Consider the following 25,007-nt stretch of genomic DNA (forward strand, 5'->3'; position numbering starts at 1 on the left):
GGCATGGAACGGTTTGGGTGGGGAGGTCCGCCATGACGCCTGATCTGGAAGTCGTGCAAATCTGCCGGGGCGAGTCCTTCAAGGCCTGGTCTCACGGCTATCCGTTTCGCACGGTGCGCTGGCACTTTCATCCCGAATACGAACTTCATCATGTCGTCGCGACGCGAGGACGTTATTTCGTCGGCGATTTCATTGGCGAGTTCGAACCCGGCAATCTGGTGCTGACGGGGCCGAACCTGCCGCACAACTGGATCAGCGACCTGCCGGAAGGCGCGACGGTGCCGCTGCGCTGCCGGATGGTGCTGTTCTCGCAGGAGCTCATCGGCAGCCTCATCAACCTGCTGCCTGAGCTCACGGCGTTCGACCGCGTGCTGGAAATGAGCCGTCGCGGCGCCCTGTTCTCGCCGGATACCGCGGCCGAGGCCGCGCCGCTGGTCAAGGAGATGACCGAGGCGCAGGGCATCCGCCGGATCGAGCTCTTCGTCACCCTGATGGGGATCCTGAGCCGCTCCGAGGACATGCGCCCGCTCGCGAGCTCGCATTATCTGCCGGATCCGTCCGGTTACATGTCGGTCGGCATCAACAAGGCGCTCGCCTATGTCGGCGAACACCTGACCGAACCGTTCAGCGAGACGGATCTCGCCAAGATCGCCGGCCAGAGCCCGAGCGCCTTTTCGCGCAGCTTCCGTCGGCATACCGGCATGGCGCTGGTGCAGTTCGTCAACCGGCTCCGGATCAATCTCGCCTGCCAGCTCCTGATGAGCAACGCGGCGCAGCCGATCACCGAGATCTGCTACGCGGTCGGCTTCAACAATCTGTCGAACTTCAACCGCCAGTTCCTGGCGCAGAAGGGCATGCCGCCCTCGCGCTTCCGGACGTTGTTGGCGGAGAACTCAAAGGTGGCACAGGCTGCCTGAGTAGCGGAGGAGCAGGGAGGAAAGTCCATCGTCGTCGAAGGCCCAAGGTGAGGCGCTTGCCCGCTTCGCCATAGGGAACGTTTGTCCAAATTTCCAAGAAGAAGTCCAGGCGAAAAGGGAGAGAAAATCGAGGATTTGAAAATGCCGGATCCGGAGGGATCCTGCCCGAAACCTTCAAGCCTCGTGATTTCGTCTGGCTCCGCGTTTCTCATAAGCATAATCTTACCAAAGGGAGAAGACCGAATGACCAAATTTGCTTGGAAGCGGGCCGGCGCCTTGGCGCTGGCGGCGGGCTTGCTCAGCGGCGCCGCCACCTTCGCGCAGGCGGCGGAAGTCACCGACGCCACGGTGGCGTTCCTGATGCCGGACCAGGGCTCGACCCGCTACGAGGAGCACGACTATCCGGGCTTCAAGGCCGAGATGGACAAGCTCTGCCCCGGCTGCAAGGTGATCTACCTGAACGCCGGCGCCGACGTGACCCGTCAGCAGCAGCAGTTCAACTCGGTCATCTCGCAGGGCGCCAAGGCGATCGTGCTCGATCCCGTCGATTCGTCCGCCGCCGCCTCGCTGGTCGAGCTGGCGCAGAGCCAGGGCATCAAGGTCATCGCCTATGACCGACCGATCCCGGATGCCAAGGCCGATTTCTACGTCTCGTTCGACAATGAGGCGATCGGCAAGTCGATCGCCGAATCCCTCGTCAACCACCTGAAGGCCAAGGGCGTTTCGCCGGACAAGGGCGGCGTGCTGCAGATCAACGGCTCGCCGATCGACGCGGCCGCCGGCCTGATCAAGAAGGGCATCCACGCCGGCCTCGACAACAGCGGCTACAAGATCCTCGCCGAATACGACACGCCGGACTGGATGCCGTCCAAGGCGCAGGAATGGGCCGCCGGCCAGGTCACGCGCTTCGGCGACCAGATCGTCGGCGTCGTGGCGGCGAATGACGGCACCGGCGGCGGCGCGATCGCGGCGCTGAAGGCGGCCGGCGTCGACCCGCTGCCGCCCGTGACGGGCAATGACGCGACCACGGCCGCGCTGCAGCTGATCATCGCCGGCGACCAGTACAACACGATCAACAAGCCGAGCGAGATCGTCGCCGCGGCCGCCGCGAAGGTCGCGATCCAGCTCCTGAAGGGCGAGACGCCGGAGGCCGGGACGACGCTCTACAACACGCCGTCGCAGCTCTTCGTGCCGGTCGTGGTCACGGCCGACAACTTCAAGGCCGAGATCATCGACAAGAACATCGCCAAGGCCGATGCGCTCTGCGTCGATCGCTATGCCGACGGCTGCAAGGCGCTTGGTATCGCCAAGTAAGTGATGCCGCCCGGCCTCGCGGGAGGCCGGGCGGACCTTTCCGATAGACTTGCGAAGGCTTGCCAAAGGCATGACAAACACACAGCAAGGCGCCCCGGCCGCCGGCGAACCGGTCCTGAGCCTGAAGGGTATTTCCAAGCATTTCGGCGCCGTCTCGGCGCTGACCGATATCGACCTCGACGTCCATGCGGGCGAGGTGGTCGCGCTCGTCGGCGACAACGGCGCCGGCAAGTCGACGCTGGTCAAGATCCTCTCCGGCGTGCATCAGCCGAGCGCCGGCACGATCCGCTTCCAGGGCGAGACGGTGACGCTCGGCGATCCGGGCGCTGCCCTCTCGCTCGGCATCGCGACCGTGTTCCAGGATCTCGCGCTCTGCGAGAACCTCGACGTCGTTGCCAATATCTTCCTCGGCAAGGAGCTCAGTCCGATGCAGATGGACGAGGTCTCGATGGAGACCCGTTCCTGGACGCTGCTCAACGAATTGTCGGCGCGCATCCCGAGCGTCCGCGTTGCGGTGGCGTCGCTTTCCGGCGGCCAGCGGCAGACGGTGGCGATCGCCCGCTCGCTGCTGCTCAATCCGAAGCTGATCCTGCTCGACGAGCCGACGGCGGCGCTGGGCGTCGCGCAGACGGCCGAAGTGCTCGACCTGATCGAACGGGTGCGCGAGCGCGGCCTCGGCGTGGTGATGATCAGCCACAACATGGAGGACGTCCGCGCCGTCGCCGATCGCATCGTCGTGCTCCGGCTCGGCCGCAACAACGGCGAATTCTCGCCCGACGCCTCGAACGAACAATTGGTGAGCGCCATCACCGGCGCATCGAACAACTCGGTTTCACGGCGCGCCGGTCGACGGCAGGCCCAGGCCGCCCAGCATTCGGAGACCGGCCTATGAGCGACAACAGCAAGTCCGGCGCATCGCCGGCCGCCGTGCCGATGCTGGATCGCCGCGACGAGCGCGTCGCGCATGCGGCGAGCCTCAGCGACAGCATCCGCGCCTTTCTCGACCGGGTGCGGTCCGGCGATCTCGGCATGCTGCCTGTCATCATCGGCCTCGTCATCATCTGGACGGTCTTTTCGATCCTCAACCCCGTCTTCCTGACGCCGAACAACCTCGTCAACCTGCTGTTCGATTCCTCGACGGTCGGCATCATCTCGCTCGGCATCGTCTGCATGCTGATGGTCGGCGAGATCGATCTGTCCGTCGGTTCGGTGAGCGGCGTGGCCTCGGCGATCCTCGGCGTGCTCTGGGTCAACCAGGGACTGCCCGTCGCCGTCGCGATCCTGGCGGCGGTCGGCGCCGGCGCGCTGATCGGCTTTGTCTATTCGCAGCTCTACAACCGCTTCGGCATGCCGAGCTTCGTGGTGACGCTGGCGGGCCTTTTGACGTTCCTCGGCCTGCAGCTCTACCTGCTCGGCACGACGGGATCGATCAATCTGCCCTATGGCTCGCCGCTCGTTCGTTTCGGCCAGCTCATGGTCATGCCGGCCATCGTTTCCGTCCTGTTCGCCGCGCTGCCGGGCGTCGTGATGCTCTACACCGGCTACCGGACGGCCGCGCGCCGCCGGGCGGCGGGGCTGTCGTCGCAATCGTCGGGCGGCGTCATCGCCCGCGCCCTCGCGGTGACGATCGTGGCGGAGCTGGTCGTCGCCTATCTGAACCAGGGCCGCGGCGTGCCGTGGATGTTCGCCCTGTTCGTCGGCCTCGTGCTCGCCATGCAATATGCGCTGACCCGCACGCGCTGGGGCCGCTCGATGTTCGCCGTCGGCGGCAATCGCGAGGCGGCGCGCCGCGCCGGCATCAACGTGCGGATGATCTATACGAGCGCCTTCGTCTGCTGCTCAACGCTGGCGGCCTTCGGTGGCGTCATGGCGGCGGCGCGGCTGGCGTCGTCCAGTCAGCAGGCCGGCACCGGCGACGTCAATCTGAACGCCATCGCGGCGGCGGTGATCGGCGGCACCAGCCTGTTCGGCGGACGCGGCAGCGCCTATTCGGCGCTTCTCGGCATCATCGTGATCCAGTCGATCTCGAGCGGATTGACGCTTCTCGATCTGTCCTCGTCGCTTCGCTACATGATCACCGGCGGCGTCCTCGCCATCGCCGTCATCGTCGACTCGCTCGCCCGCCGCTCGCGCGTCAGCCACGGCCGCGCCTGAGCCCTGCACCCGCGGCGCCGCCGGACGGGCGGCGCCAACTCGACCTTCCGGCGACAGATCCGTGTCCCCAACGCCCCAAGCTGTGCGCCGGTCAAAGCCAGTCGTTCGACGACTGGTCCCTCCCGTTCATTCAAAATCTGCAAGAAGGAAGACGATCGTGATTCCCAGGAGAGGCGACGGCCAGGCCGTTCTCATCACAGGCGCCTCGCGCGGCATCGGGCGCGCCATCGCGCTGCGCTTCGCGGCCGAGGGCTACCGTGTCGTGGCCATGGACATTGCGCGCCAGGAAGGCGAGCTCAAGGAAGTGCAGGAGCTGATCCGCACGGATGGCGGCCAATGCGACCTCGTCTTCGGCGATGTCAGCAACCCGGGCTCGGTCAAGACCTTTGTCGCCGAGGCCAAGGCAATCGCCGGCCATATCGACGTGCTGGTCAACAATGCCGGCGTGCTGTCGCTCGCCCTGGTCGACGACATCGAGCCCGAGGAGTGGGACCGCATGTATGACGTCAACACCAAGGGCACGTTCCTGGTGTGCCAGGCGCTGCTCGCCCAGTTCCGCGAAGCCGGCAAGGGCCGCATCGTCAACATCGCCTCGATCGGCGGCAAGCGCGGCGCGCCGCTGCAGGCGCATTACTGCTCCTCGAAGGCCGCCGTCATCGGCTTCACGCACATCCTGGCGCAGGAAGTGGCCAAGGACGGCATCACGGTGAACGCCGTCTGCCCCGGCATCATCGATACCGACATGGGCCGCAACAACTATCGCGATGCCGCAGCCCTGCAGGCCGTGAAGGACAAGACCGCGATGGGCCGCCTCGGCTATCCGGACGATGTCGTCGGCGCGGTCGCCTTCTTCGCCTCCGACGATGCCTCGTTCATCACCGGCCAGGCGCTGAACGTCTGCGGCGGCATCCTTTTCCACTGAGGCCGCCGAGCGGTCCCGGGACGCTCCCTCCCGCGTTCCGGGACCGAACCCATGGCTTTCCCAAGCCCGAAGCGGCAATGCCCGGCGCCCCCGTGGTTGGGCGTCTTGGTCGTATTTATCCTGACCGTTCAGAGGCGAGAGCACGGATTGACATTTGGTCGCCGGGGTGGAAATGTAATCCCTATACAAAATACTGTATCGCATTACAAAACTAATGCGATGCCGGCAAGAACTGCTTCAGCGGTCGCCGGCGCCGGGGAGTTCAATGGGAGGAGTGGCTATGATTACGAGACGTACACTGTTGACGGCTTCGGCCGGCGGCCTGGCTCTGGCAGGCCTGGGCAGCCGCGCATTCGCCGCCGAGCTCGCCAAGCTCAAGCAGAAGGACACCTACAAGATCGGCTTCGCGCAGACGGAAAGCAACAATCCGTGGCGCCTCGCGCAGACCGCGAGCATGAAAGACGAAGCGGCGAAGCGCGGCTGGCAGCTGGTCTATACCGACGCCGCCGGTTCGGCCGCCAAGCAGGTCGCCGACGTTCGCTCGATGATCGCCCAGAAGGTCGACGTCATCCTGCTGGCGCCGCGCGAAGAGAAGCCGCTCATCCCGGCCGTCATGGAAGCGAAGAAGGCGGGCATTCCGCTCTTCCTCATCGACCGCAACGTCGACGCGACGCTGGCGACCGCCGGCAAGGACTATGTTGCCTTCATCGGCTCGGACTTCGTCAAGGAAGGCCACCAGGCCGCCGAGGCGCTGACCAAGGCGGTGAACGGCCAGGCGAAGATCATCGAGCTGCAGGGCAGCACCGGTTCGTCGCCGGCGAACGACCGCATGAAGGGCTTCGCCGACTACATCAAGGACCACCCCGGCATGCAGATCATCGCGTCGCAGTCCGGCGACTTCGCGCGCGACAAGGGCCGTCAGGTGTTCGAAACGCTCTACCAGGCCCATCCGGACGCCACCGCGCTCTACTCGCACAATGACGAGATGACCATGGGCGCGATCGCGGCGATGGAAGCGGCCGGCAAGGTTCCCGGTAAGGACCTGATCATCGCCTCGATCGACGGCACCAAGGACGCGACCCAGGCGCTGATCGACGGCAAGGTCTATGTCGTGGTCGAGTGCAATCCGAAGTTCGGCCCCGCGGCCTTCGACGCCGTGCAGCGCTATGGCCGCGGCGAGTCGATCGATACCTGGCTCGTCAATGTCGACCGCGTCTTCACCAAGGAGAACGCGGCCGAGTACATGCCCGAGGCCTACTGATCGACGGATCAAGGGGGCGCCGCTCGTCGCGGCGCCCCGCTTCGCACGGGAGGCGTATTGGGCGCCCCCCAGATTTCCGCGACAGTCCCCCAGGGTAACCCATGGATACAGCATCTCGACCGGTGCCGCTGCTTTCTATGCAGGGCATCGACAAGAGCTTTGGCGGCGTCCCGGCGCTGACGGGCGCCTCGCTCGAGGTCGCGCCGGCCGAGGTCATGGCGCTGATCGGCCAGAATGGCGCCGGCAAGTCGACCATGATCAAGATTCTCAACGGCGCCGTCGTGAGTGATGGCGGGGCGATCACCTTCGCCGGGGCGCCATGGTCGGCGACCTCCCCGCAGGCGGCGCAGCGCGGCGGCATCTCGACGATCTTCCAGGAGATCAACCTGATCGCCTTCCGCTCGGTCACCGAGAACATCTATCTCGGCCGCGAGCTCAAGACCCGTTTTGGCTTCCTCGACTGGCGCGCCATGCATGAGGGCGCGCGCGGCCTCTTGGCCCGCTTCGACGTCTTCGTCGACGTGCGCGAGCCCCTGATGAATTTCTCGACCGCGATCCGGCAGATGGTGGCGATCGCCCGCGCCGTCTCGTTCGAGGCGCGCCTGGTGATCATGGACGAGCCGACCTCGTCGCTCGACGAGAGCGAGGTGCAGATCCTTTTCCAGACCATCCGCCAGCTGAAGGCGCAGGGCGTCGCTGTGGTGTTCGTCAGCCACAAGCTGGACGAGCTCTATGCCGTCTGCGACCGGGTGACGGTCATGCGCGACGGCCGCACGGTCGCCGTCGCCGACATGGCCGACATGGGCAAGCTGCAGCTCGTCGCCGCGATGCTCGGCCGCGATCTCGCCGAAATCCGCAAGGCCGGCTCGACCGCCTTTGGCGAGGGCGGCGATGCGATCGGCGGGGAGCTTTTGGAGACCAAGGGCCTCGCCGTCGGCCGCCGCGTGCAGTCCGCCGATATCGCGGTGCGGAAAGGCGAGATCGTCGGCCTGGCGGGTCTGCTCGGCTCCGGGCGCTCCGAGACGGCGCGGGCCGTCTTCGCCGCCGAGCGGCACACCGCCGGCATCGTCCGCTTCGACGGGCGCGAGGTCGATTTCACCTCGCCGCGCGCGGCGATTGCCGCCGGCCTCGGCTTCTGCACGGAAGACCGCAAGATCGACGGCATCGTGCCGGAAATGTCGGTGCGCGAGAACTTGACGCTGGCGTTGCTGCCGGCGCTGGCGCGCTCCGGCATCGTCGACGAGGCGCGGCAGAACGAGATCGTCAAGCGCTTCATCGCCGATATCGGCATCAAGTGCTCGAGCCCCGAGCAGAAGATCCGCGAGCTTTCCGGCGGCAACCAGCAGAAGGTCCTGCTGGCGCGCTGGCTGTGCATGGATCCGAAGCTGCTGATCCTCGACGAGCCGACGCGCGGCATCGATGTCGGCGCCAAGGCCGAGATCCAGCGCCTGATCCGCAGCTTCGCCGAGCGGGGCCTGGGCGTGCTGATGATCTCTTCCGAGCTTGAGGAAATCGTCGAGGGCGCCGACCGCGTCTTCGTCCTGCGCGAGGGCCGTACGGTCGAGGCGCTCGACAAGGACCAGATCAGCGAAACCGCGCTGATGAACGCCATGGCGCATGGCGGCGAAGCCGATGCAACTTCCCCGAAGGGGGCTACCTTTGTCTGATATCTCCACCTTTCTCAGGCGATGGGGCGCGCTGCTGGCGCTTGCCCTGCTGATCCTCTTCAACCTGGCCTTCACGCCGCATTTCGCCACCACCCAGACGCTCGCCATCAACCTGACGCAGGTCGCGGTGGTCATGGTCGTCGGTGTCGGCATGACGCTGGTCATCGCGACGGGCGGCATCGACCTCTCGGTCGGCTCGCTGATGGCGATCGCCGGCGCCCTCTCGCCGATGATCTTCACCGGTCAGCTGTTTCCCGTGCCCAACCTCTATGTCGGCATCGCGCTCGGCATCGTGCTGCCCGTCCTGGTGGCTGGCATGTTCGGCTATTTCAACGGCTGGCTGATCACCCGCTTCTCGATCCAGCCGATCATCGCCACCCTGGTCCTGTTCATCGCCGGCCGCGGCATCGCCCAGGTCTGGACGAATGGCGATCTGCAGGTGTTCAAGGTGCCGGAATTCCAGCAGATCGCCATCGGCCGGCTGCTCGGCATTCCCTTCCAGGTCTGGATCATGGCGGTGATCGTCATCGCCGCCACCTGGACCCTGCGCAAGACGGTGTTCGGCCGGCAGGTCCTTGCGATCGGCGGCAACGAGGCGGCGGCGCGGCTCGCCGGCGTTCCGGTCCGCCGGGTCAAGACCCTCGTCTACGTGATCTCGGGCCTCTGCAGCGGCATCGCCGGCATCATCGTCATCGCCATGAACTCCGCCGCCGACGCCAATCTGATCGGCCTCGGCGTCGAGCTCGACGCGATCGCCGCGGTCGCGGTCGGCGGCACGCTGCTCACGGGCGGCCGCGCGACCATCCTCGGCACGCTGATCGGCGCGCTCATCATCCAGCTCGTCCGCTACACCCTGCTCGCCAATGGCGTGCCGGATTCGGCGGCTCTCATCGTCAAGGCCGGGTTGATCATCCTGGCCGTCTGGCTGCAGCGACAGGACAGGGCATGACCTCGATCGCCACATTCCGCGGCGCGACGCGCGAGATCCGCTTTCCCCAGGGGCTCGGCGTCGTCCTCCTTCTCCTCGCTCTCGTCGCCTTTGGCGGCTGGCGCTACGACGGCTTCCTCGGCAGCTACAACGTGCTGTCGGTGCTGCGCTATTCCTCGATGTTCGCGCTCGTGTCGCTCGGCATGTGCTTCGTCATCATGACCGGCGGCATCGACCTGTCGGTCGGCTCGGTGGCGGCGCTCGGCTCGGTCGTCTCGGCGATATTGAGTCCCTATGGGCTGCTGCCGGGTCTGGCCGGCGGCGTGCTGGTCGGGGCGGCGGCCGGCGCCATCAACGGCCTCGTCATCACGCGGCTCAAGATCCTGCCGTTCATCGCGACGCTGGCCGTCATGCTGGCGGCGAGCGGCACGGCGCTGCTGCTGGCCGGCAACCAGTCGGTCTCCGTCTCCTATGACACGGCGTTCATGACGCTCGGCCAGGGCGACCTGCTGGCGCCGCTCAAGCCCGAATGGATCGACGCCGAGGATGCGGGCTGGCTCGCCGGGCCGCTCGGGATCCTGTTCGACTTCCCGACGCCGGCCTGGATCGCGCTCGCCGCCTATGTGCTCGGCGTCATCGTCATGCGCTGGCGCGCCTTCGGCCGTCACGTCCTCGCCGTCGGCGGCGGCGAGGAGGCGGCGCTGCTGATGGGGCTTCCCGTCGGTCGCACCATCTTCGCCGTCTACCTGATTTCCGGCAGCCTGGCCGGGCTCGCCGGCGTCATCCTGGCGGCGCAGTTCGGCGCGGGCCAGCCCGTCGAGGGCGCCGGCTGGGAGCTCTTCGCCATCGCCTCGGTGGTCGTCGGCGGCACGCTGCTCACCGGCGGCAAGGGATCGATCGTCGCGACGCTCGTCGGATCGCTGCTGCTCGGCCTGATCTACACCATCCTCAATTTCGAGAATGGCATGGGCTGGATCTCGCTCTCCGCCTACTGGCAGTCGGTCGTCCGCGGCGCCTTCCTGCTGGTCGTCGTCATGGTCCAGGCGAGCTTCGTCAAAAACACCAGGAACTGATCGCGATCGGCGGCGTGGGCGACCGCGCCGCCGTCGGGTCCACCATGCGGAAGGCCTGCCTCGGGCGGGCTTTCCTTCTCATGCCTTCGCGCCCAAGCGAGGCGGCAACCAGGCTCGGGGGAGAGCAAAAATGATCGAGAGCTTCGTGTTCGGGCATCTGGACGGCGAGGTCGTGCGCGGCTTCGTCCTGCGCAATCGCAACGGCCTGTCGGCCAAGCTGATCACCTATGGCGCGCGGCTGACCGAGCTGCACGCGCCGGATCGCACCGGTGAGATGGCCGACATCGTGCTCGGCTTCGACGACGTCGCCTCCTATGTCGCCACCGACACCTATTTCGGCGCCACCTGCGGCCGCTATGGCAACCGCATCCGCGACGGCCGCTTCTCGCTCGACGGCGAGGCGTTCCAGCTGTCGCTGAACGAGGGCGCCAACCACCTCCATGGCGGCATCGCCGGCTTCGACCGCAAGAACTGGGATGCCGCCGTCGACGAGGCCACCAACACCGTCACCTTCTCGGCGGTCTCGCCGCATGGCGAAGAGGGCTATCCCGGCACGGTCAACCTCTCGGCGAGCTACCGGCTCACCGACGACAACCGTCTCGAGATCGCCATTCGCGGCATGACGGACCGGCCGACGATCCTGAACGCAGTGCACCACACCTACTGGAACCTGGCCGGCCACGGCTCCGGCGATGTCCGCGACCAGGTGCTCGTCCTCAATTCCGATTTCTATACGCCGATCGACGCGGAGCTTTTGACCACAGGCGAGGTTCTCGCCGTTGCCGGAACGCCGTTCGATTTCAGCAACCCGAAGCCGATCGGCGCCGACATCGACGCGCTCGCCGATGTCGGCACTGGCCATCTCGTCGGTGGCGGCTATGATCACAATTGGTGCCTGAAGGGGGATGGCGAGGCGCTTCGGCTTTGCGCCCGCGTCGTCGACCCGGCCTCGGGTCGCGGCCTCGAGCTGCACACCACCGAGCCCGGCGTGCAGTTCTATACCGGCGGTTATCTGAACGAGACGGTGATCGGCAAGTCGAACACGCCCTATTGCCGCTTCGCCGGCTACACCTTCGAGACGCAGAAGTTCCCGGATACGCCGAACTTCGCCCATTTCCCGAGCACGACCGTGTCGCCGGGCGAAGTCTACGACCACCGGATGTCGGTTCGCTTCTTCACCGAATAGATATCGTTCGGCTCCCGAAACAAATCGCCGCCTCGCGCTGTGCCGGAGCGCGGCGGCGATCGAAGGGAAACGCAGCGGCAGTCAGGGGTCCGGCGGCGTCGCCCCGACGTCATGTCGGCTCTTGCCGTCGGGTCAATTCTCGCGTCCCTTCTCGGCGCTGCGAGGTTCCGGGTTGCACCGATTCGCAGCGCCAGAATGTGAGGGGGGTCTTTCCGGCAGCCGAATGCGGCGCTCGGGACATGCCGCATGACCGCCTGTGCCCGCCACCGACACCGGATGAGTGATCTCGATGAAAGCCTCTGACAAGAAGCATCTCAAGCGTTCGAATATCGACCTGACCCTGCTCGGCCTCGGCACCGCGCCCTTCGGCGGCCTCTACGCGCCCGTCGCGGTCGAAGACGCCGCCGGCGCGATGCAGGCCGCCTGGGATGCGGGCCTGCGCTATTTCGACAGCGCGCCCATGTACGGCCTCGGCCGCGCCGAGCACCTGATGGGCCATTTCCTGCGCGAGCAGCCGCAGGACGCCTTCCACATCTCGACCAAGGTCGGCCGGCTCATGAGCTTCGAGCGCCCGGGCCGCGTCCTGCCGCCGGAAGCGCCGAAGAACGAGTTCGATTCCGGCTGGAGCAACGGCCTGCCGTTCCGCGAGGTGTTCGACTATTCCTACGATGCCATTCTGCGCTCCTATGACGACAGCCGTCAGCGCACCGGCCTCGGCCGCCTCGATATCCTCTTCCTGCACGACATCGGCCGCGTCACCCATGGCGAGCTGCATGACCATCACTGGGGCGCGCTGACCAAGGGCGGCGGCTTCAAGGCGCTGGCCGAGCTGAAGGCCGCCGGGCTGATCGCCGGCTTCGGCCTCGGCGTCAACGAATGGCAGGTGATCCGCGACGCTATGCAGGAGGCCGATCTCGACGTCTGCCTGCTCGCCGGGCGCTACACGCTGCTCGACGGCGACGCGGCCGAGACCTTCCTGCCGCTGGCGAAGAAGCATGACGTCGATCTCGTCATCGGCGGCGTGTTCAATTCCGGCATCCTGGCGTCGACCTCGGGGCGCAAGAAGTTCAACTATGTCGACGCGCCGGCCGAGGTGCTCGCCAAGGTCGAGAAGCTGGAGGCCGTATGCCGTCGCTTCGACGTGCCGCTGCCGGCCGCCGCGATCCAGTATCCGCTGCGCCATCCGGCGGCGACCGTGGTCGTGATCGGCGCCAAGACGGCGGCGCAGGTGAAGGGCAATGTCGAGTGGTTCGAGCGCGACATTCCCGAGGAACTCTGGACCACGCTCGAGTCCGAAGGCCTCATCCCGGCGATCTGATCGGATGGTCGCTTTGTTGGCCTGAATGGGTGGCCGCTCCATTGGGGCGGCCATTTTTCGTGGCGGATGCGGGATTGGGCCTGACGTGGCCGTTCCGGATCGTGCATGCGGCGACGAAATTGCCGTCGGCGGTGGCCTGAAGACGTAACTCGGCGTATGAGCCATCATGAGAACGGGCAGGGCGGGCGCCGCCATTCCGGTTTCGATGAAAGGACAGATGCCGCGATGGAGATCAATCCGAACAAGGTCAGCCGGCTGGGGCTTCCCGCTCAGGTCGCCGCCTTTGTGCGCTTCGAGATCCTGCGCGGAAACCTGAAGCCCGGCGACAAGCTGCCGACCGAGCAGGCCTTCGCGGCCCAGCACGGGGTCAGCCGCGCCGTCATCCGCGAGGCGATCGCCAAGCTGCGGCACGAGGGGCTGGTCGTCTCGCGCCACGGCATCGGCGCCTTCGTCGCCTCGCCGGAAGCCGCGAACTCGCTGACGCTCGAGCCGAACAGCCTCGCCGTGCCCGAGGATTACCGGCATCTCTACGAGCTCCGCCGGATGCTGGAGACGGGCGCGGCCCTGCTGGCGGCGCTGAACCGGACCGAGGAGGACCTCGAGGAGATGGCCCGCTGCATCGACAACATGGCGGCGGTGCGTGATCTGCACAGCGTCTATGTCGAGACGGATATCAGCTTCCATCGCGCCGTCGCCGGCGCGACGAAGAACCCGTTCGTGTCGCTGTTCATCTCCTTCGTCGACGTGAAGCTGCAGGAGAGCATCCTGGTCGCGCTGCGCTCGCTCGATTTCGCGACGACCTCCCTCATCGCGATCGACGAGCACCGGCGCATCTACGAGGCGATCCGCGCCGGCGATCCCGTAGCCGCCTCCGACGCGATGCTCGCACACCTGACGAACTCCTCCCGCCGTTTGGGGCTGTAGCCCCAGCGCTCACAGCTTGAAGCGAACCGGCGCGGTGATCGTCTTGTTGGCGCCGGGAGGCGGGGGCGGGACGGGGGAGGCTCTTTTGACGAGGGAGAGGACTTCCTCGTCGAGATCCGGGAAGCCGGAGGATCGGGCCAGCGCGACGCTCAGGACGTTGCCGCCGTCGTCGACGGTGAAGTGGACGGTGACGATGCCGGTCTCGCCGCGCGAGCGGGCGCCGGCCGGATAACGCTTGCGCCGCTCGAGATGCGCCATCAGCCGCGACTGCCAGCGCGCCGGCGACATCGAGGCGGAGAAGAGGCCTGTCATCGACTGTCGCGCCGCGGTGCGGTTCGACTGGCGGACTTCGGCGGCGGCCTCGTTGCTCGCACGCGAAGCGGCCGACGGCGCCGGGCGCGGCGGCTTTTTGGCCGTCTCCTTGGCGGGTTCCTTGACCTTCTCCCGGGTCTGCTCCTTGGGCGGCTTCGCCTCCGCCACTCGGGTGACGGGCGGTTTCGGGCGCGGCGCCGGCAGCGGAACGGCGACGGTTTCGGCCTCGGTGACGGCTTCCTCGACCGGTTCGATCTCGTCATCGAGGGGCTCTACGGCGGCGGTCTCCTCGACGGGCTCGACCGTCGCTTCGGCGATCTCCTGCGGCTGCGCCGCCTCGACGACCTTTTCCTCGACCGGTTGCAGTTCCTCCGGGGTGGGCTCCTCGATCGGTTCGGCCATGTTCGGCGCGATCTCGGCCGCGAGCTCGGGATCGGGCGAGATCTCGGTCTTGTCGGTGACGACGGCTTCCGGCTCCGGCGCCAGCTCGATCATGATCGCCGGCGGCGGCGAGGAATCGGCAGCCGTGATCGGCGGTTCGCGCATCAGCCAGGCGGCGGCGCCGACATGCGCGCCAAGCACGACGAGCCCGGCGCCGGCCCAGAGCACGGTCTCGCCGATGCGCGCGCCCCGGCCGATCGAGCGGCTCCAGTCGGTCATGGGGTGGTTGCCAGTGGCGGCTGCGCGTCGCCGGTCGCGGCCTCGGGCAGGACCTCCAGCCCGACCAGGGCGATCTTCAGATAGCCGGCCTCGCGCAGCAGGTTCATCACCGACATCAGCTCGCGATAGGCGACGGCCTCGTCGGCGCGCAGGAAGATGCGGGCCTCCTTGTCGCCGGAGGTGAAGCGGTCGAGGGCGGCGGCGAGTTGCTCGCGCGGGACCGGATCGTTGCCGACATGCAGCGCGAGGTCCGATTTCAGGGTCAGATAGAGCGGCTCGTCGGGCCGTTCCTTCGGCTGCGCGGTCGACGCCGGCAGGTCGATGTCGACATCGACGGTCGCCAGCGGCGCCGCCACCATGAAGATGATGAGCAGTACCAGCATCACGTCGATGAACGGCGTGACGTTGATCTCGTGGTTTTCTTCCAGCTCGCCGCTGTCGCGCTGACGGATGCCTCCGGCCATGTCGGTTACCCCGCCAGCCGGAGATTGGCCGGCACCTTCGCATAGTCGAGATCGCGGCTGACCAGGCGTTCGACGCCGGTGGCGGCGTCGGTGAGCAGCTGGCGATAGCCGGTGATCGAGCGGGCGAAGACGTTGTAGATCACCACGGCCGGGATGGCGGCGACGAGGCCGATGGCGGTCGCGAGCAGCGCCTCGGCGATGCCCGGCGCGACGACGGCGAGGTTGGTCGTGTGCGCTTCCGAGATGCCGATGAAGGCGTTCATGATGCCCCAGACGGTGCCGAAAAGGCCGACGAAGGGCGCGGTCGAGCCGATGGTGGCGAGCGCGCCGGTTCCCTTCGACATCCGCCGTCCCGCCTGCGCCTCGATGCGGGCGAGGCTGGAGCCGAGCCGCTCCTTGACGCCGCCGTCGCCGGCATAGTCGAGCGCGGCCAGCGAGCGGCGCAACTCCTCCTCGGCCGAGCGGACCATGAAGGCGCCGGGGCCGCCGCGACCGGAGAGCGCGCGGCCGGCGTCGGCGAGGCTGTTGGCCTGGAGGATGACGGCAAGCGCCCGGCGGATGCGGGCGCGGGCGCAGGCGATCTCGACGGTCTTGGCGAGCCAGATCGTCCAGGTGATCAGCGAGGCGACGGCGAGGCCGATCATGACCGCCTTCACGACCCAGTCGGCCGCCATGAACATGCCCCAGGGCGACAGATTGTGCGGCAGGTCCGCGCGGGGTTCCGGCGCCAGAAGCTGGTCCAGCAGGCTGGTTGGCGACGAGGTCGTTGCGGGGGAGGGAGCCGCGTTGGCCGGGGTCGATTCCGGCGGGGCGGCGGTGGCAGCTGCCGGCGCAGTCGGGGCCGGAGCGGCTGCGGCAGGAGCGGTGCCATCAATGGCGGGTGCCGCTGGAGCCGTCGAGGCTGGCGTCGGCGTGGCCTCCGAGGATGCCGGAGAAGCCGCCGCCGGCTCGGTGCCGGTCGTGGGCGCAACGACCGTCGGGGCGGGCACCGGTGTCGACGCTTCGACGGCCGGGGCTTCGCTCGTTCCGGGGCTCTGCGTCGTTGGCGGCGATACGGCCGCGCCGCTCGTCTCCTGCGCCAGGGCAGGGCCCGCCGGCAGCAGCAGCGTTGCCGCGAGGACCAGTCCCAGGAGAGCCCTGCCGCCGAGCGGGCCGCCCGCCATGCCGCCGTCCTGGCGACGGCCTCGGAGGGCTCTGGCGGCGGGCTCTATCGGGTCGGACATGGTCGGCATCTCTCTACTGGGTTCATGCGACGGCCCGCGCCGACCTGGCCGGTTGGGGCGAGGTCGACGCGGTTCCAATGGCGATGTCATTTTTGGGTGCCGACGGGCGAGAGAGCCCTAGGTGCCTAGATCAAGAGGCTTCGGCAGGCATGGCGCCCGCCGCGGCCGGGGATCGCTGGGGGCCGCGATCCGGCGTCAGGGGAAGTTTTCCGTGACCAGGCCATGCACGCGCCGGAAGGCGGCCTTCGCCCCCTCCATCATGCGCGCCTCTTCGGCCTCGTCGAGCTCGACCGTGTCGAGGGCGGCGGTAAAAGTCTTCCAATGCAGGCCGCGCCCTTCCGGTGCCCCCGCGAGATGCCGGGCGCCAAACGTCTCGGACAGCCCGAGCTTCGCGGCTTCCTTGATCAGGAACGCGGCGCCGAGATTGGAGCCCTCGGCGACATAGAGCCAGCCGAGCGCTGTCGGAATGTCGGGATCGGCGCCGAAGGCGGGCTCCGTCGCCGGGGCCGGAACCTCGATCGCGAGATCGCCCAGATCCTGGCTGACGTCGTCGAACCGGCGCCGGCCGGCGAGGTCGGGCAGGAGGCCGTCGAGCACGGGGTCGGAATAGAGCGCGTCGATGTCGCGGTGGAACTGGTGCTGCACGGCCAGGAAGCGGGCATAGCGCTCCCGGCTCTCGAAGGGACGGCCGGCCATGATCGCCTGGTCCAGCCTGCCATGCGTCTCGTTGGTCTCGGCCTTCAAGCGCTTGGCGCGGCTCGCTTCCAGCGGCCGGACGGTATCCATAGTATCGCTCATGCCTGGGAAACCTTCTCCATGAGATGTGTTTTGCCTGGGGTCGCCTGATCGAAAGGCGAGGGCGGAACCGGGTGTTCCGCCCAAGCCGATGGGATGTGCTGTCTCTCAGCCTGATACAAGCCGGGTGCCCGGATTTTCTCTCTTCGCGAACGATTTGGAGGGGATGCCGGAGCCCGCGTCCTAGAACTTGGCGGTCAGGCCGGCGCGGATCGTGCGGCCGGGAGAGGGGATCGGGCCGGTGGACATGGCGTCCATGTAGTAGCGGTCGGTGAGGTTCTCGGCGCTGAAGTCGAGCGTGACGTCCTGGCTGACCTTGTAGCTGCCGAACAGGTCGACGATCGTCGACTTGGTCCAGACGGTCGGCGGGTTGACGGCGCCCGGTGCCAGGCCATAGCCGCCGAAGCGCTCGCCGAAGGAATAGACCCGCGTCCCGACCGTCAGCCTCTGGTCAAACAGCCGCGCGCCGGCGGTCACCGTGCCCGAATATTTCGGCGGGACGTTGGTGATGCCGTAATCCGTCGCGGCGGCACCATCGTCGCAGGCGCTGTTGGAGCCACAGAACCGGATGTCGTCATATTTGGTGAAGCCGGCTTCGACGAAATAGCTGCCGGTATCGTACATGGCCGAGAGCTCGTAGCCGCGGAACTTCGCCTTGTCGATGTTGGACCAGGTGTAGATGAAATCCTGGTTGCGGCCGCGGATGATGTAGTCGTCATAGTTGTTGTCGAAATAGACGGCCTTCAGGCGGAAGGCGTCGCCGGCCCGGAAGAGGTCGTCGCGCTTCACATTGAAGCCGAATTCGACGTTCTTGGAGATTTCGGGCTTCAGATAGGCGTTGTGAACCAGTCCGCCGGCGCCCACCGCCGACCATTCGCGCAGGCTTGGCGGACGCCAGCCCTCGATGTAGCTCGCGAAGAGCTGCAGGCCGTCGAACGGCATCACCGTCACCGTGCCCGACGGATTGACGCGCGAGGCCTCGCCCGCCGGCAAATCACCGAGGATCTCGCCCTTTCCTTGGCCCTCATAGGAATCGTAGCGCACGCTGCCTTCGAGCCGCAGCCAGTCGGTGACGTCGAGCCGGGTTTGGTTGAAGGCGCTCAGCAGCAGCCGGTCGCCATTGGCGTTGACGCTGGCATAGATGGGCGGGGTGTTGGGATAGGAGAGGAAGGTCTGGTTTTCGCGCGCTCGCTCGTCGACGAATTCGAAGCCGTTGTTCAGCGTCAGCACGCCGAAGCCGGTCTCGACGACGGTGCGATTGGAGACGTCGCCGCCATAGGTCCGCACCCGCGTCTTGCCGTCAGCGCCGGAGCCGAGCGTAAAGGCGCGCAGCGTCTCGCTATAAGTATCGACGTCGGAGGCCCACAGATTGGCCGTCAGGTCGATGTAGTCATTGCCTTCCGGATTGTACTTGTAGGTCGAGGTGAAGGTGTTGGTCGTCGTCTCGCTCAGGCCGAACTGCTCCGCCTTTATATTTAGGAACGGGCTGAGAGCGAAGCCGAGGACGGTCTCATTATTTTCACCATACTTGTTGTTGTAGCGGATGTAGCCGAGTTCCAGCGACTGGCCGTCGCCCCATTTGACCTTGCCCTTGGTGAGGAGGGTGGTCACGTCCTGCGAGGTGTTAAAGACCTCCTGGCCGGGGCCGAACGGCGAGAACTTCCTTTCTGTCGGCGGCTGCCAGACGACGCGGTTGTCGACATAGGTCGAGGAGCCGTTCTTGCCGGCGAAGTAATTGCCCTGCTGGCGCCGCGCGAGGGCGGCGACGAACTCGTAATTGTCCTCGACGACGCCGGCGGCGAGATTGCCTGTCCAGGCATCGCCGTTGAAGAGGTCGGATCCGTCGTCGCGGATGGTCTTGGAGCCCGGCGCCTGCGGGCTCTCGGTGTTGCTGCCGAGGCTTCCCTTCAGGCGCGCGCCATAGGTCTTGCCGTCCGCGACGATATCGCGGGCGGTGATCGTCCGCATGTTGACGACACCGCCCATGGCGCCGGTGCCGCCGGCGCCGCTATAGGGGCCCTTGTTGATGTCGACGCCCGCCAGCAGGTCGGGATCGACATAGACCTCGCTGCGGCTGCCGCGATAGCCGCGATAGGAGCCGTTGGTCTGGCGGGTGCCGTCGACCATGACATTGACGCGGCTCTGGCCCTGCAGGCCGCGGATGTTGAGATCCATCGAGGCGCCGACGCGGTTGCCGGTGGCGTTGACGCCGGGCGTGTTGCGGAAGATGTCGCCGACCGAGGTCGGCGGCAGGCGCTCGATCTGGGCTCCCGAGATGTGCGCGACCGAGCCGGGCGAGGCGAAGGGCAGGTCCGAGGCCGTCGTGCCGCCGCCGCCGGCGGTGACGTCGATGACGTCGAGGACCGTCGTGCCATCGCTCGAAGCCGCCGCACCTGCCGTCGCCGGATCGACCAGCGCGGCCGAGCCGGGGGCGCCGATGCGGACCTGCAGGCCGGTGCCGGCCACCAGCCGCTGCAGCGCCTGCGCCGGCGTCATCGTGCCCGTGACGGTCGCCGACTTCTTGCCGCGCGCCAGCGCGGACGAATAGCTGATCTGCCAACCGGTCGCGCCGATGAAGGCGTTGATGGCGGCGGGAAGCGGCTGGGCGGGAATGGAGAAGGCGATGGCCTGGCTGCCGGTCGCAGCCGGCGCGGCGGATTGCGCCGAGGCCTGCATGGGGGCGAGGCCCGTCGCCAGGCCGATCACGGCGGAGGTCACGAGCAGCGAGGCGAGGCGGCGTTTCGAGCGTCGGCGCTCCCCTGCGCTACTACCTGCGCCGGTGGTCATCATCCCGTTCGTCATGCCGCAAAGCCCCTTTTCCAGATCGAAGAGGCCGTCCGGCGTCACGCCGAAATCGACCTCTCACACACCCGACGTTCGAGGGGAGCGAAACCGGAAAAGAAAAGTTGAATTTCTAGCGAAGGATTATGACGCCGCCCGGCAGGGCCGTCAGCGTGACGCCGGCGGCGTCCGCAAGGGACTGCAGCGCGCCTTCTATGTCGGTCGTCCTGTAGTTGCCGCTGACGCGAAATCCATCGGCCAGGCTGGCGGTGACGAGGATGGGGGCGCTGCGATAGCGGCGCAGCTCCGAGAGCACCTTGGCGATGGGCTGGTCGTCGAAGACGATGCGCCCCTGTCGCCAGGCGAGCGCCGTCGCCGGATCCGCCGGCTCGACGGCGGAAAGGCCGCCGGCGGAGGCGAAGACCTGCTCGTCCGGTTCCAGCGTCGCGCGGTCGGCCTGTTCGGATGTGCGCCGGACCTCGACGCGGCCGCGCTCGAGAATGACCGCGTCGCGCGCCTCGTCCGCCCGCACCGAGAACGCCGTGCCCTTCACCTCGACGACGCCGAACTGCGCGGCGACGTGGAAGGGATGCGCGGGGTCGTGCTGCACGTCGAAGAAGGCCTCGCCCTGCAGCAGACGCACGTTCCGGCGTCCGCCGTCGAAATCGAGCGCGACGGCCGACGCGGTGTTGAGGATCATGGTCGAGCCGTCCGGCAGCCGGATCGTCGCCCGGTCGCCGGCGGCGGTGAGATAGTCGGCCTGCCAGCGCAGCCACAGCGCCGGCGCCTGCCAGATGCCGATCGCCAGCATCAGGAGCGCCGCGACGGCGCCGAACTTCAAGCGCAGCCGCTTTGCCGGAGGGGCGCTCGCCGTCGTCCGGCCGGCGCGTCGCGCGGGCGCCTTGGCCGGCGACGGGGGCGCGACGGGCAGGCTGCGAACGGCGCTGGCGAAGGCGGACGATCCCCAGATCGCCTCGAGGTCGGCAAACGCCTCGGCATGGCGCGGGCTCTGCTGATGCCAGGCCTGGAATTCGGCCAGTTCGGCGGCGCCCGGCGTCGCGTTGCGCAGGCGCGCGAACCAGTCGAGCGCCTCGTCCTCGATGAGGTCGACGGTCTCGTCGTCCTGCCTGCCGGTGGGCGGCATGGCTTCGGCGCGGACGTCGTCCTCTGAACTCTCTCGTCCCACGCAACTCATCCGATCGTCTGGGCCTTCGGGTCTTTATAGAGATGACGTTTCGCAGTCTGGAATCCGGCAAAAAAAGTTTCGGGCTCCGGATCGCCCGCCCGCGAGGCCGCGATCAACCCTTGTCCTTCCGAGCCAGCGCATCGCGACAATGCGCCATGGCGAGCTTCAGATCGTTGAAGACGGTGCGCTCGGAAACGCCGAGATGCAGCGCGATCCGGGCATTGGTCCATTCCTCGATCCGGCTCAGCCGGACCACCTGCTGCACGCGCTCGGGCAAGGTTGCGAGCGCGGCCTGGAACAGCCGCAGCCGCTCGCGCTCCATGATCTCGGTCTCCAGCGAGGGTGTATCGGCAGGGATGCTTTCCAGCATTTCGTCGCTGAGGCCGTCCGTCTCGACGCGGGCCCGCGTCTTGCGCCGGCGCAGATAGTCGAGCGCCAGATTGCGGGCGGTCTGGTGCAGGAAGGCCTCGATGTGCTCGATCGGACCCGCCTCGATCGCCTTGTGGGCCCGGACATAGGTCTCCTGCGCCAGGTCCTCGGCGATCTGCGGGTCGCGCACGATGCGCATCACGCTCCAGGTCAGGGACCGGCGATGCAGTTGAAATGCGTCGTTCAGGATCGTGGGCATGACGGGAGGCGGCGCGGGGCAAGAGCAGGCTCGCGCATCGTCGATACGGCGAGTGGGGGCAACCTGAGCCGTCAGATAGTCCAGCCGAAAAGATCACGCAACGCCAATGATTTAGACTGTCTCTAGACTGGTCCCGTCCGCACCGCCGCCGCTTCGTCTCAGAGCGGCGAGATCACCGTCAGGAAGGACGAGGCCTGGCGGACGCGGCCGCCGGCCGGCAGCACCGCCGCCTCGAGCGCGCGGTGTGGATCGCTCAGATCGAACAGGCCGCTCACCCTCTGCGCCCCGACGAAGGGATCGGCGATGAGGATCCGTCCGGGCACCCAGCGCCCGATCCGGGCGACCAGCGCCGACAGCGGCTCCCGGTCCGCCAGGATGAGCTTGTCCCGCCAGGAGCCAATCTGGCCGGGTTCGCGACGTCCGCGCTCGACCGCCTGCTGGGCGGGATCGAAGCTCATCCAGTCACCGGCATCGAGGCTGAGCGTTGCCTCCGCCTGTCCGCCGGCCTGGGTCTCGACGAGCCCCTCGTCGACCGAGACGCTGACGATGCCGGCGTCGCTCGATACGTCGAAGGCGGTGCCGCGCGCAGTGGCGGTGAGATCGCCTGCCTCGACCTGGAACGGACGGCCGGTGTCCGCCGTCACGTCGAAGAACGACATGCCTTTCAGCAGCACGATGCCGCGCCGGGCGTCGCTGAAGGCGATGGCGATGGCGCTGTCGGGGCCGAGCGTCGTCAGGCTGCCATCGGGCAGATCGATGCGGCGGATCTCGCCCTTGTCGGTGATGTGATCGGCGCGGGCGCGAAGGATCGCGTCGGGGCCGAAGAGCGACCCGGCGGCGAGCGCGCCGAGGCCTACGGCGCCGCCCAGCATGAAGTTGCGGCGCGAGGGCGCCTGGCGCCGCCGGCGCTCGGCCTCGTGCCGGTCGGTCAGGACCTTGCCGCTCATTCCGTGCACGTCGGAGACCTGGATCCAGATCCGCTCATGCTCGGGGCTGCGCGCCCGCCAGGCGCGGATCATCTCGATCGCCACCGGATTGTCGGCGGCGGTCTGCAGGCGGATTACCAGGTCTATCGCCTCGTCGAGCAACCGATCGGTGTCCGGCGTCCTTTCGCTCATGCTGCCCCTCCCGGCCGGCCCGCACGATGGCCGGGTCCCCTGCGTGCTCGTCCTCTAATACCCCTGGCGCGGCGGAATTTTCGCCTCGTGACGGAGAATTCGTTCAGAGGCTCCCGGTCCGGAGCACGATATGGCGATAGGCCTCGCGGATCAGCGCCCAGGTCCTCGTCGTCGACAGGCCGAGTTCCTGGCCGATGGCGGCGAGGGTCTGGCCGCCGAGGCGATGCCGCTCGAAGGCGACCCGGGTGCGTTCGGGCAGTTCCGCCAGCGCCGCCTCGACCTGCCGCAGGCGCTGGCGGTCATAGAGCACCACCTCGGGCGACGGCGTCGGATCGGCGATCTGCAGCAGCATCTCGTCGGCGACGTCGATCATCTCGGACCGGCGGTTGCGCTGGATGTAGTTGATGCTGAGATTGCGCGAGACCTGATGCAGATAGGCGCGCGGATTGTGGTTCGCCGTGCCTTCCTGCGGCGGCGAGGCCAGCACGCGCAGGAACGTGTCCTGCGTGATGTCGGCCGCCGTCTCCTCGTTCAGGCCGCGCCGGCGCAGGGCGCGGGTGATTTCCTTGGCGTGGCGCCGGAACAGGCTCTGAATGTCCCAGGACATGCCCTACCACCCGCCATGGCGCTGCAGGCGATCGAGCGACGCGGCGACCCGGTCCGGCCGTTGCAGGCGCCTTCCGCCGCGAGGGATCGGCGCCGTCACCATCGGCGGATGCCAGTGGCGGAGGCGGATCGGAGCGGGGTTTTCCGGGCTGTCGGTCGTGAACGTCGCGGTCATGAGGCGCTGCACAGGTGAGGGTGGGAGCTCGCGCGCCTCCGACACGGCGAGTGGGTTCAACCTGGACGTTCGGATAAGGGAGGATCAAAAGCGTTGCAACACCAATGATTTAGAGAGTTTCTAAGGCTCTCCGGCGCAAGGCGCCAACAACCGGAAATCGTTGCGGAAACGCGGGTGGGACATGTTTTGCCCCGCCCGGCCGTGCTTCTGGAGCGGCGGCCGGACGGGGCTTGTCGAGGGCTGGAAATCCCGGCGGAAGGGCCTCTGGCTATTCCGCGTAGACGGCCTGGTGCAGGCCGCGGATGTAGCCGATGGCGTAGAGGCGTCCGAAGGCCGAGTAACCGGCGTCCTCGTTGCTGTCGCCCTCGACCGTCGGCACGTGGTCCGGCCGCAGGACGCCCTCGTAGCCGATGTCGCGATAGGCCTTCATGCAGGCCAGCATGTCGGTCTTGCCGTCATCGTGCCAGGTCTCCTCGAACGCGCGCGGCGTTCCGCGCACGTCGCGGAAATGCACGAAGGAGATCTTCTTGCCGAACTTGCGGATCGCCGCCGGCAGATCATCGGTCATCAGCGCGAAATTGCCCTGGCAGAGCGTGATGGTGTTCATCGGGCTGGAGGACAGGTCGAGCAGGCGCTGGTAGTTCTCGATGCTGCGCATGATGCGGCCGACGCCGCGGATCGGCGAGAGCGGCGGATCGTCCGGATGCATCGAGAGCTTGACGTTCGCCTTCTCGGCGACCGGCAGGACCTTGTTCAGGAAGTATTCGAGGTTGGTCCAGAGCGCCTCTTCGTCGATCGGCGGGTTGCTGGTCAGATCCTCCGGCACGTCGTCGATGTTGAAGCTGGTCACCACCGAGCCGCCGCGCGACGGCGTCGACAGATTGGTGCGCACCCAGTTGAAGTCGGTCATCCACTCGTAGCACCAGACGGGCACGCCGAGCTTGCCCATGTTCTCGATCAGCGTGCAGACGGTGGCGATTTCCTCGTCGCGGCCGGGCAGGCCGCGCTTCGCCTTGTTGAGCGGCGGCCGCGCCTCGATCACCGCCAGCCGGAAACCGGCCTGCTCGTAGCGCGCCTTGAGGCGGGTGAGCGGGCCGAGATCCCACGGCGCCTCGCCGGGTTCGAGCAGATCCGGGGTCGGCAATCCGCCGACGGCGACGTCGACGCCGGCCTGTTTCGCCAGTCTCCAGACGGGGGAGGGCGTGGGCTGGATGATCTCAGCGATTTCGAGCATGGGGCGGTTCCTCGGTGTTGGTTTTTGTCGGCGCGGGCCGAAGGGTAGAGAACGGCGAAGCCTGACGCCTCGCCGCCCTGGCGGTTACGCTCCCGAATGACCCTGCCTCTCTCTCGCCCGATCGGACGGGGGATCGCGCCAGGCCGGGGCCTTCGCGACGT

Annotated in this window: 23 protein-coding genes; 12 read left to right on the forward strand and 11 right to left on the reverse strand. The window is 67.4% G+C overall.

The window, feature by feature from the left end; genetic code table 11:
- The first annotated feature begins 32 nt into the window (after positions 1-32).
- The 12 genes from K32_RS03620 to K32_RS03675 all read left to right on the forward strand — a co-directional run bounded on the left by K32_RS03620 (position 33) and on the right by K32_RS03675 (position 13,664).
- Positions 33-917 (forward strand): AraC family transcriptional regulator, encoded by an 885-nt coding sequence (locus K32_RS03620; RefSeq protein ID WP_201402716.1) that lies wholly within the window; start codon positions 33-35, stop codon positions 915-917.
- A 243-nt stretch (positions 918-1,160) separates the two neighbouring features.
- The gene (locus tag K32_RS03625; protein WP_201402717.1) at positions 1,161-2,231 is read left to right on the forward strand and encodes a sugar ABC transporter substrate-binding protein; all 1,071 of its coding nucleotides are present in this window, start codon (positions 1,161-1,163) and stop codon (positions 2,229-2,231) included.
- Positions 2,232-2,301: 70 nt separating this feature from the next.
- On the forward strand, positions 2,302-3,123 hold the full coding sequence (locus K32_RS03630) for an ATP-binding cassette domain-containing protein (protein WP_201402718.1): 822 nt from the start codon (positions 2,302-2,304) through the stop codon (positions 3,121-3,123).
- Complete coding sequence (locus tag K32_RS03635; RefSeq protein WP_201402719.1) at positions 3,120-4,385, forward strand: sugar ABC transporter permease; 1,266 nt, start codon at positions 3,120-3,122, stop codon at positions 4,383-4,385. Before K32_RS03630 ends, K32_RS03635 begins: the two co-directional genes overlap by 4 nt.
- 157 nt (positions 4,386-4,542) lie before the next feature.
- The gene (locus K32_RS03640; protein WP_201402720.1) at positions 4,543-5,307 is read left to right on the forward strand and encodes an SDR family NAD(P)-dependent oxidoreductase; all 765 of its coding nucleotides are present in this window, start codon (positions 4,543-4,545) and stop codon (positions 5,305-5,307) included.
- A 280-nt stretch (positions 5,308-5,587) separates the two neighbouring features.
- Positions 5,588-6,568 (forward strand): ABC transporter substrate-binding protein, encoded by a 981-nt coding sequence (locus K32_RS03645; protein WP_201402721.1) that lies wholly within the window; start codon positions 5,588-5,590, stop codon positions 6,566-6,568.
- Between the two features lie 101 nt (positions 6,569-6,669).
- Positions 6,670-8,235, forward strand: coding sequence for a sugar ABC transporter ATP-binding protein (locus tag K32_RS03650; RefSeq protein WP_244669825.1), 1,566 nt, complete (start codon positions 6,670-6,672; stop codon positions 8,233-8,235).
- Positions 8,186-9,184, forward strand: coding sequence for an ABC transporter permease (locus tag K32_RS03655; protein WP_371812958.1), 999 nt, complete (start codon positions 8,186-8,188; stop codon positions 9,182-9,184). The genes K32_RS03650 and K32_RS03655 overlap by 50 nt, the downstream gene beginning before the upstream one ends.
- Positions 9,181-10,236, forward strand: coding sequence for an ABC transporter permease (locus tag K32_RS03660; RefSeq protein ID WP_201402723.1), 1,056 nt, complete (start codon positions 9,181-9,183; stop codon positions 10,234-10,236). The genes K32_RS03655 and K32_RS03660 overlap by 4 nt, the downstream gene beginning before the upstream one ends.
- Positions 10,237-10,366: 130 nt before the next feature.
- A complete protein-coding gene (locus K32_RS03665; protein ID WP_201402724.1) occupies positions 10,367-11,422 on the forward strand; it encodes an aldose epimerase family protein in 1,056 nt (351 codons plus the stop codon).
- Positions 11,423-11,705: 283 nt separating this feature from the next.
- Entirely contained in the window at positions 11,706-12,740 is a 1,035-nt protein-coding gene (locus K32_RS03670; RefSeq protein ID WP_201404335.1) for an aldo/keto reductase, read from the forward strand.
- A gap of 225 nt (positions 12,741-12,965) precedes the next feature.
- Positions 12,966-13,664, forward strand: a complete 699-nt coding sequence (locus tag K32_RS03675; RefSeq protein WP_201402725.1) for a FadR/GntR family transcriptional regulator — start codon at positions 12,966-12,968, stop codon at positions 13,662-13,664.
- 9 nt (positions 13,665-13,673) lie between these two features.
- Here K32_RS03675 and K32_RS03680 read toward each other — a convergent pair whose 3' ends face one another.
- From K32_RS03680 to K32_RS03730, 11 genes are all read right to left on the reverse strand, one after another.
- Positions 13,674-14,636, reverse strand: coding sequence for an energy transducer TonB (locus K32_RS03680; RefSeq protein WP_201402726.1), 963 nt, complete (start codon positions 14,634-14,636; stop codon positions 13,674-13,676).
- Positions 14,633-15,100: a TonB system transport protein ExbD gene (gene exbD / locus K32_RS03685; protein WP_201402727.1), complete on the reverse strand. Its 468-nt coding sequence runs from the start codon at positions 15,098-15,100 to the stop codon at positions 14,633-14,635. The genes K32_RS03680 and exbD overlap by 4 nt, the downstream gene beginning before the upstream one ends.
- A gap of 5 nt (positions 15,101-15,105) precedes the next feature.
- Positions 15,106-16,263, reverse strand: coding sequence for a tonB-system energizer ExbB (gene exbB, locus K32_RS03690; protein WP_201404336.1), 1,158 nt, complete (start codon positions 16,261-16,263; stop codon positions 15,106-15,108).
- Between the two features lie 255 nt (positions 16,264-16,518).
- Entirely contained in the window at positions 16,519-17,121 is a 603-nt protein-coding gene (locus tag K32_RS03695; RefSeq protein ID WP_201402728.1) for a biliverdin-producing heme oxygenase, read from the reverse strand.
- 180 nt (positions 17,122-17,301) lie between these two features.
- Positions 17,302-19,965, reverse strand: a complete 2,664-nt coding sequence (locus K32_RS03700; protein WP_201402729.1) for a TonB-dependent receptor — start codon at positions 19,963-19,965, stop codon at positions 17,302-17,304.
- A 67-nt stretch (positions 19,966-20,032) separates the two neighbouring features.
- Positions 20,033-21,085, reverse strand: coding sequence for a FecR family protein (locus K32_RS03705; protein WP_244669828.1), 1,053 nt, complete (start codon positions 21,083-21,085; stop codon positions 20,033-20,035).
- A 112-nt stretch (positions 21,086-21,197) separates the two neighbouring features.
- The gene (locus tag K32_RS03710) at positions 21,198-21,713 is read right to left on the reverse strand and encodes an RNA polymerase sigma factor (RefSeq protein WP_201402730.1); all 516 of its coding nucleotides are present in this window, start codon (positions 21,711-21,713) and stop codon (positions 21,198-21,200) included.
- Between the two features lie 158 nt (positions 21,714-21,871).
- A complete protein-coding gene (locus K32_RS03715) occupies positions 21,872-22,831 on the reverse strand; it encodes a FecR domain-containing protein (RefSeq protein ID WP_201402731.1) in 960 nt (319 codons plus the stop codon).
- 103 nt (positions 22,832-22,934) lie between these two features.
- Positions 22,935-23,438 carry an RNA polymerase sigma factor gene (locus K32_RS03720; RefSeq protein WP_201402732.1) on the reverse strand — a complete coding sequence of 168 codons (504 nt, stop codon included), beginning with the start codon at positions 23,436-23,438 and terminating at the stop codon, positions 22,935-22,937.
- A 3-nt stretch (positions 23,439-23,441) separates the two neighbouring features.
- Entirely contained in the window at positions 23,442-23,612 is a 171-nt protein-coding gene (locus K32_RS03725) for a hypothetical protein (protein ID WP_201402733.1), read from the reverse strand.
- Positions 23,613-23,880: 268 nt separating this feature from the next.
- Complete coding sequence (locus K32_RS03730) at positions 23,881-24,846, reverse strand: mannonate dehydratase (protein ID WP_201402734.1); 966 nt, start codon at positions 24,844-24,846, stop codon at positions 23,881-23,883.
- Positions 24,847-25,007: the final 161 nt, after the last annotated feature.

It is taken from the genome of Kaistia sp. 32K, assembly GCF_016629525.1.
Taxonomy (GTDB): Bacteria; Pseudomonadota; Alphaproteobacteria; order Rhizobiales; family Kaistiaceae; genus Kaistia.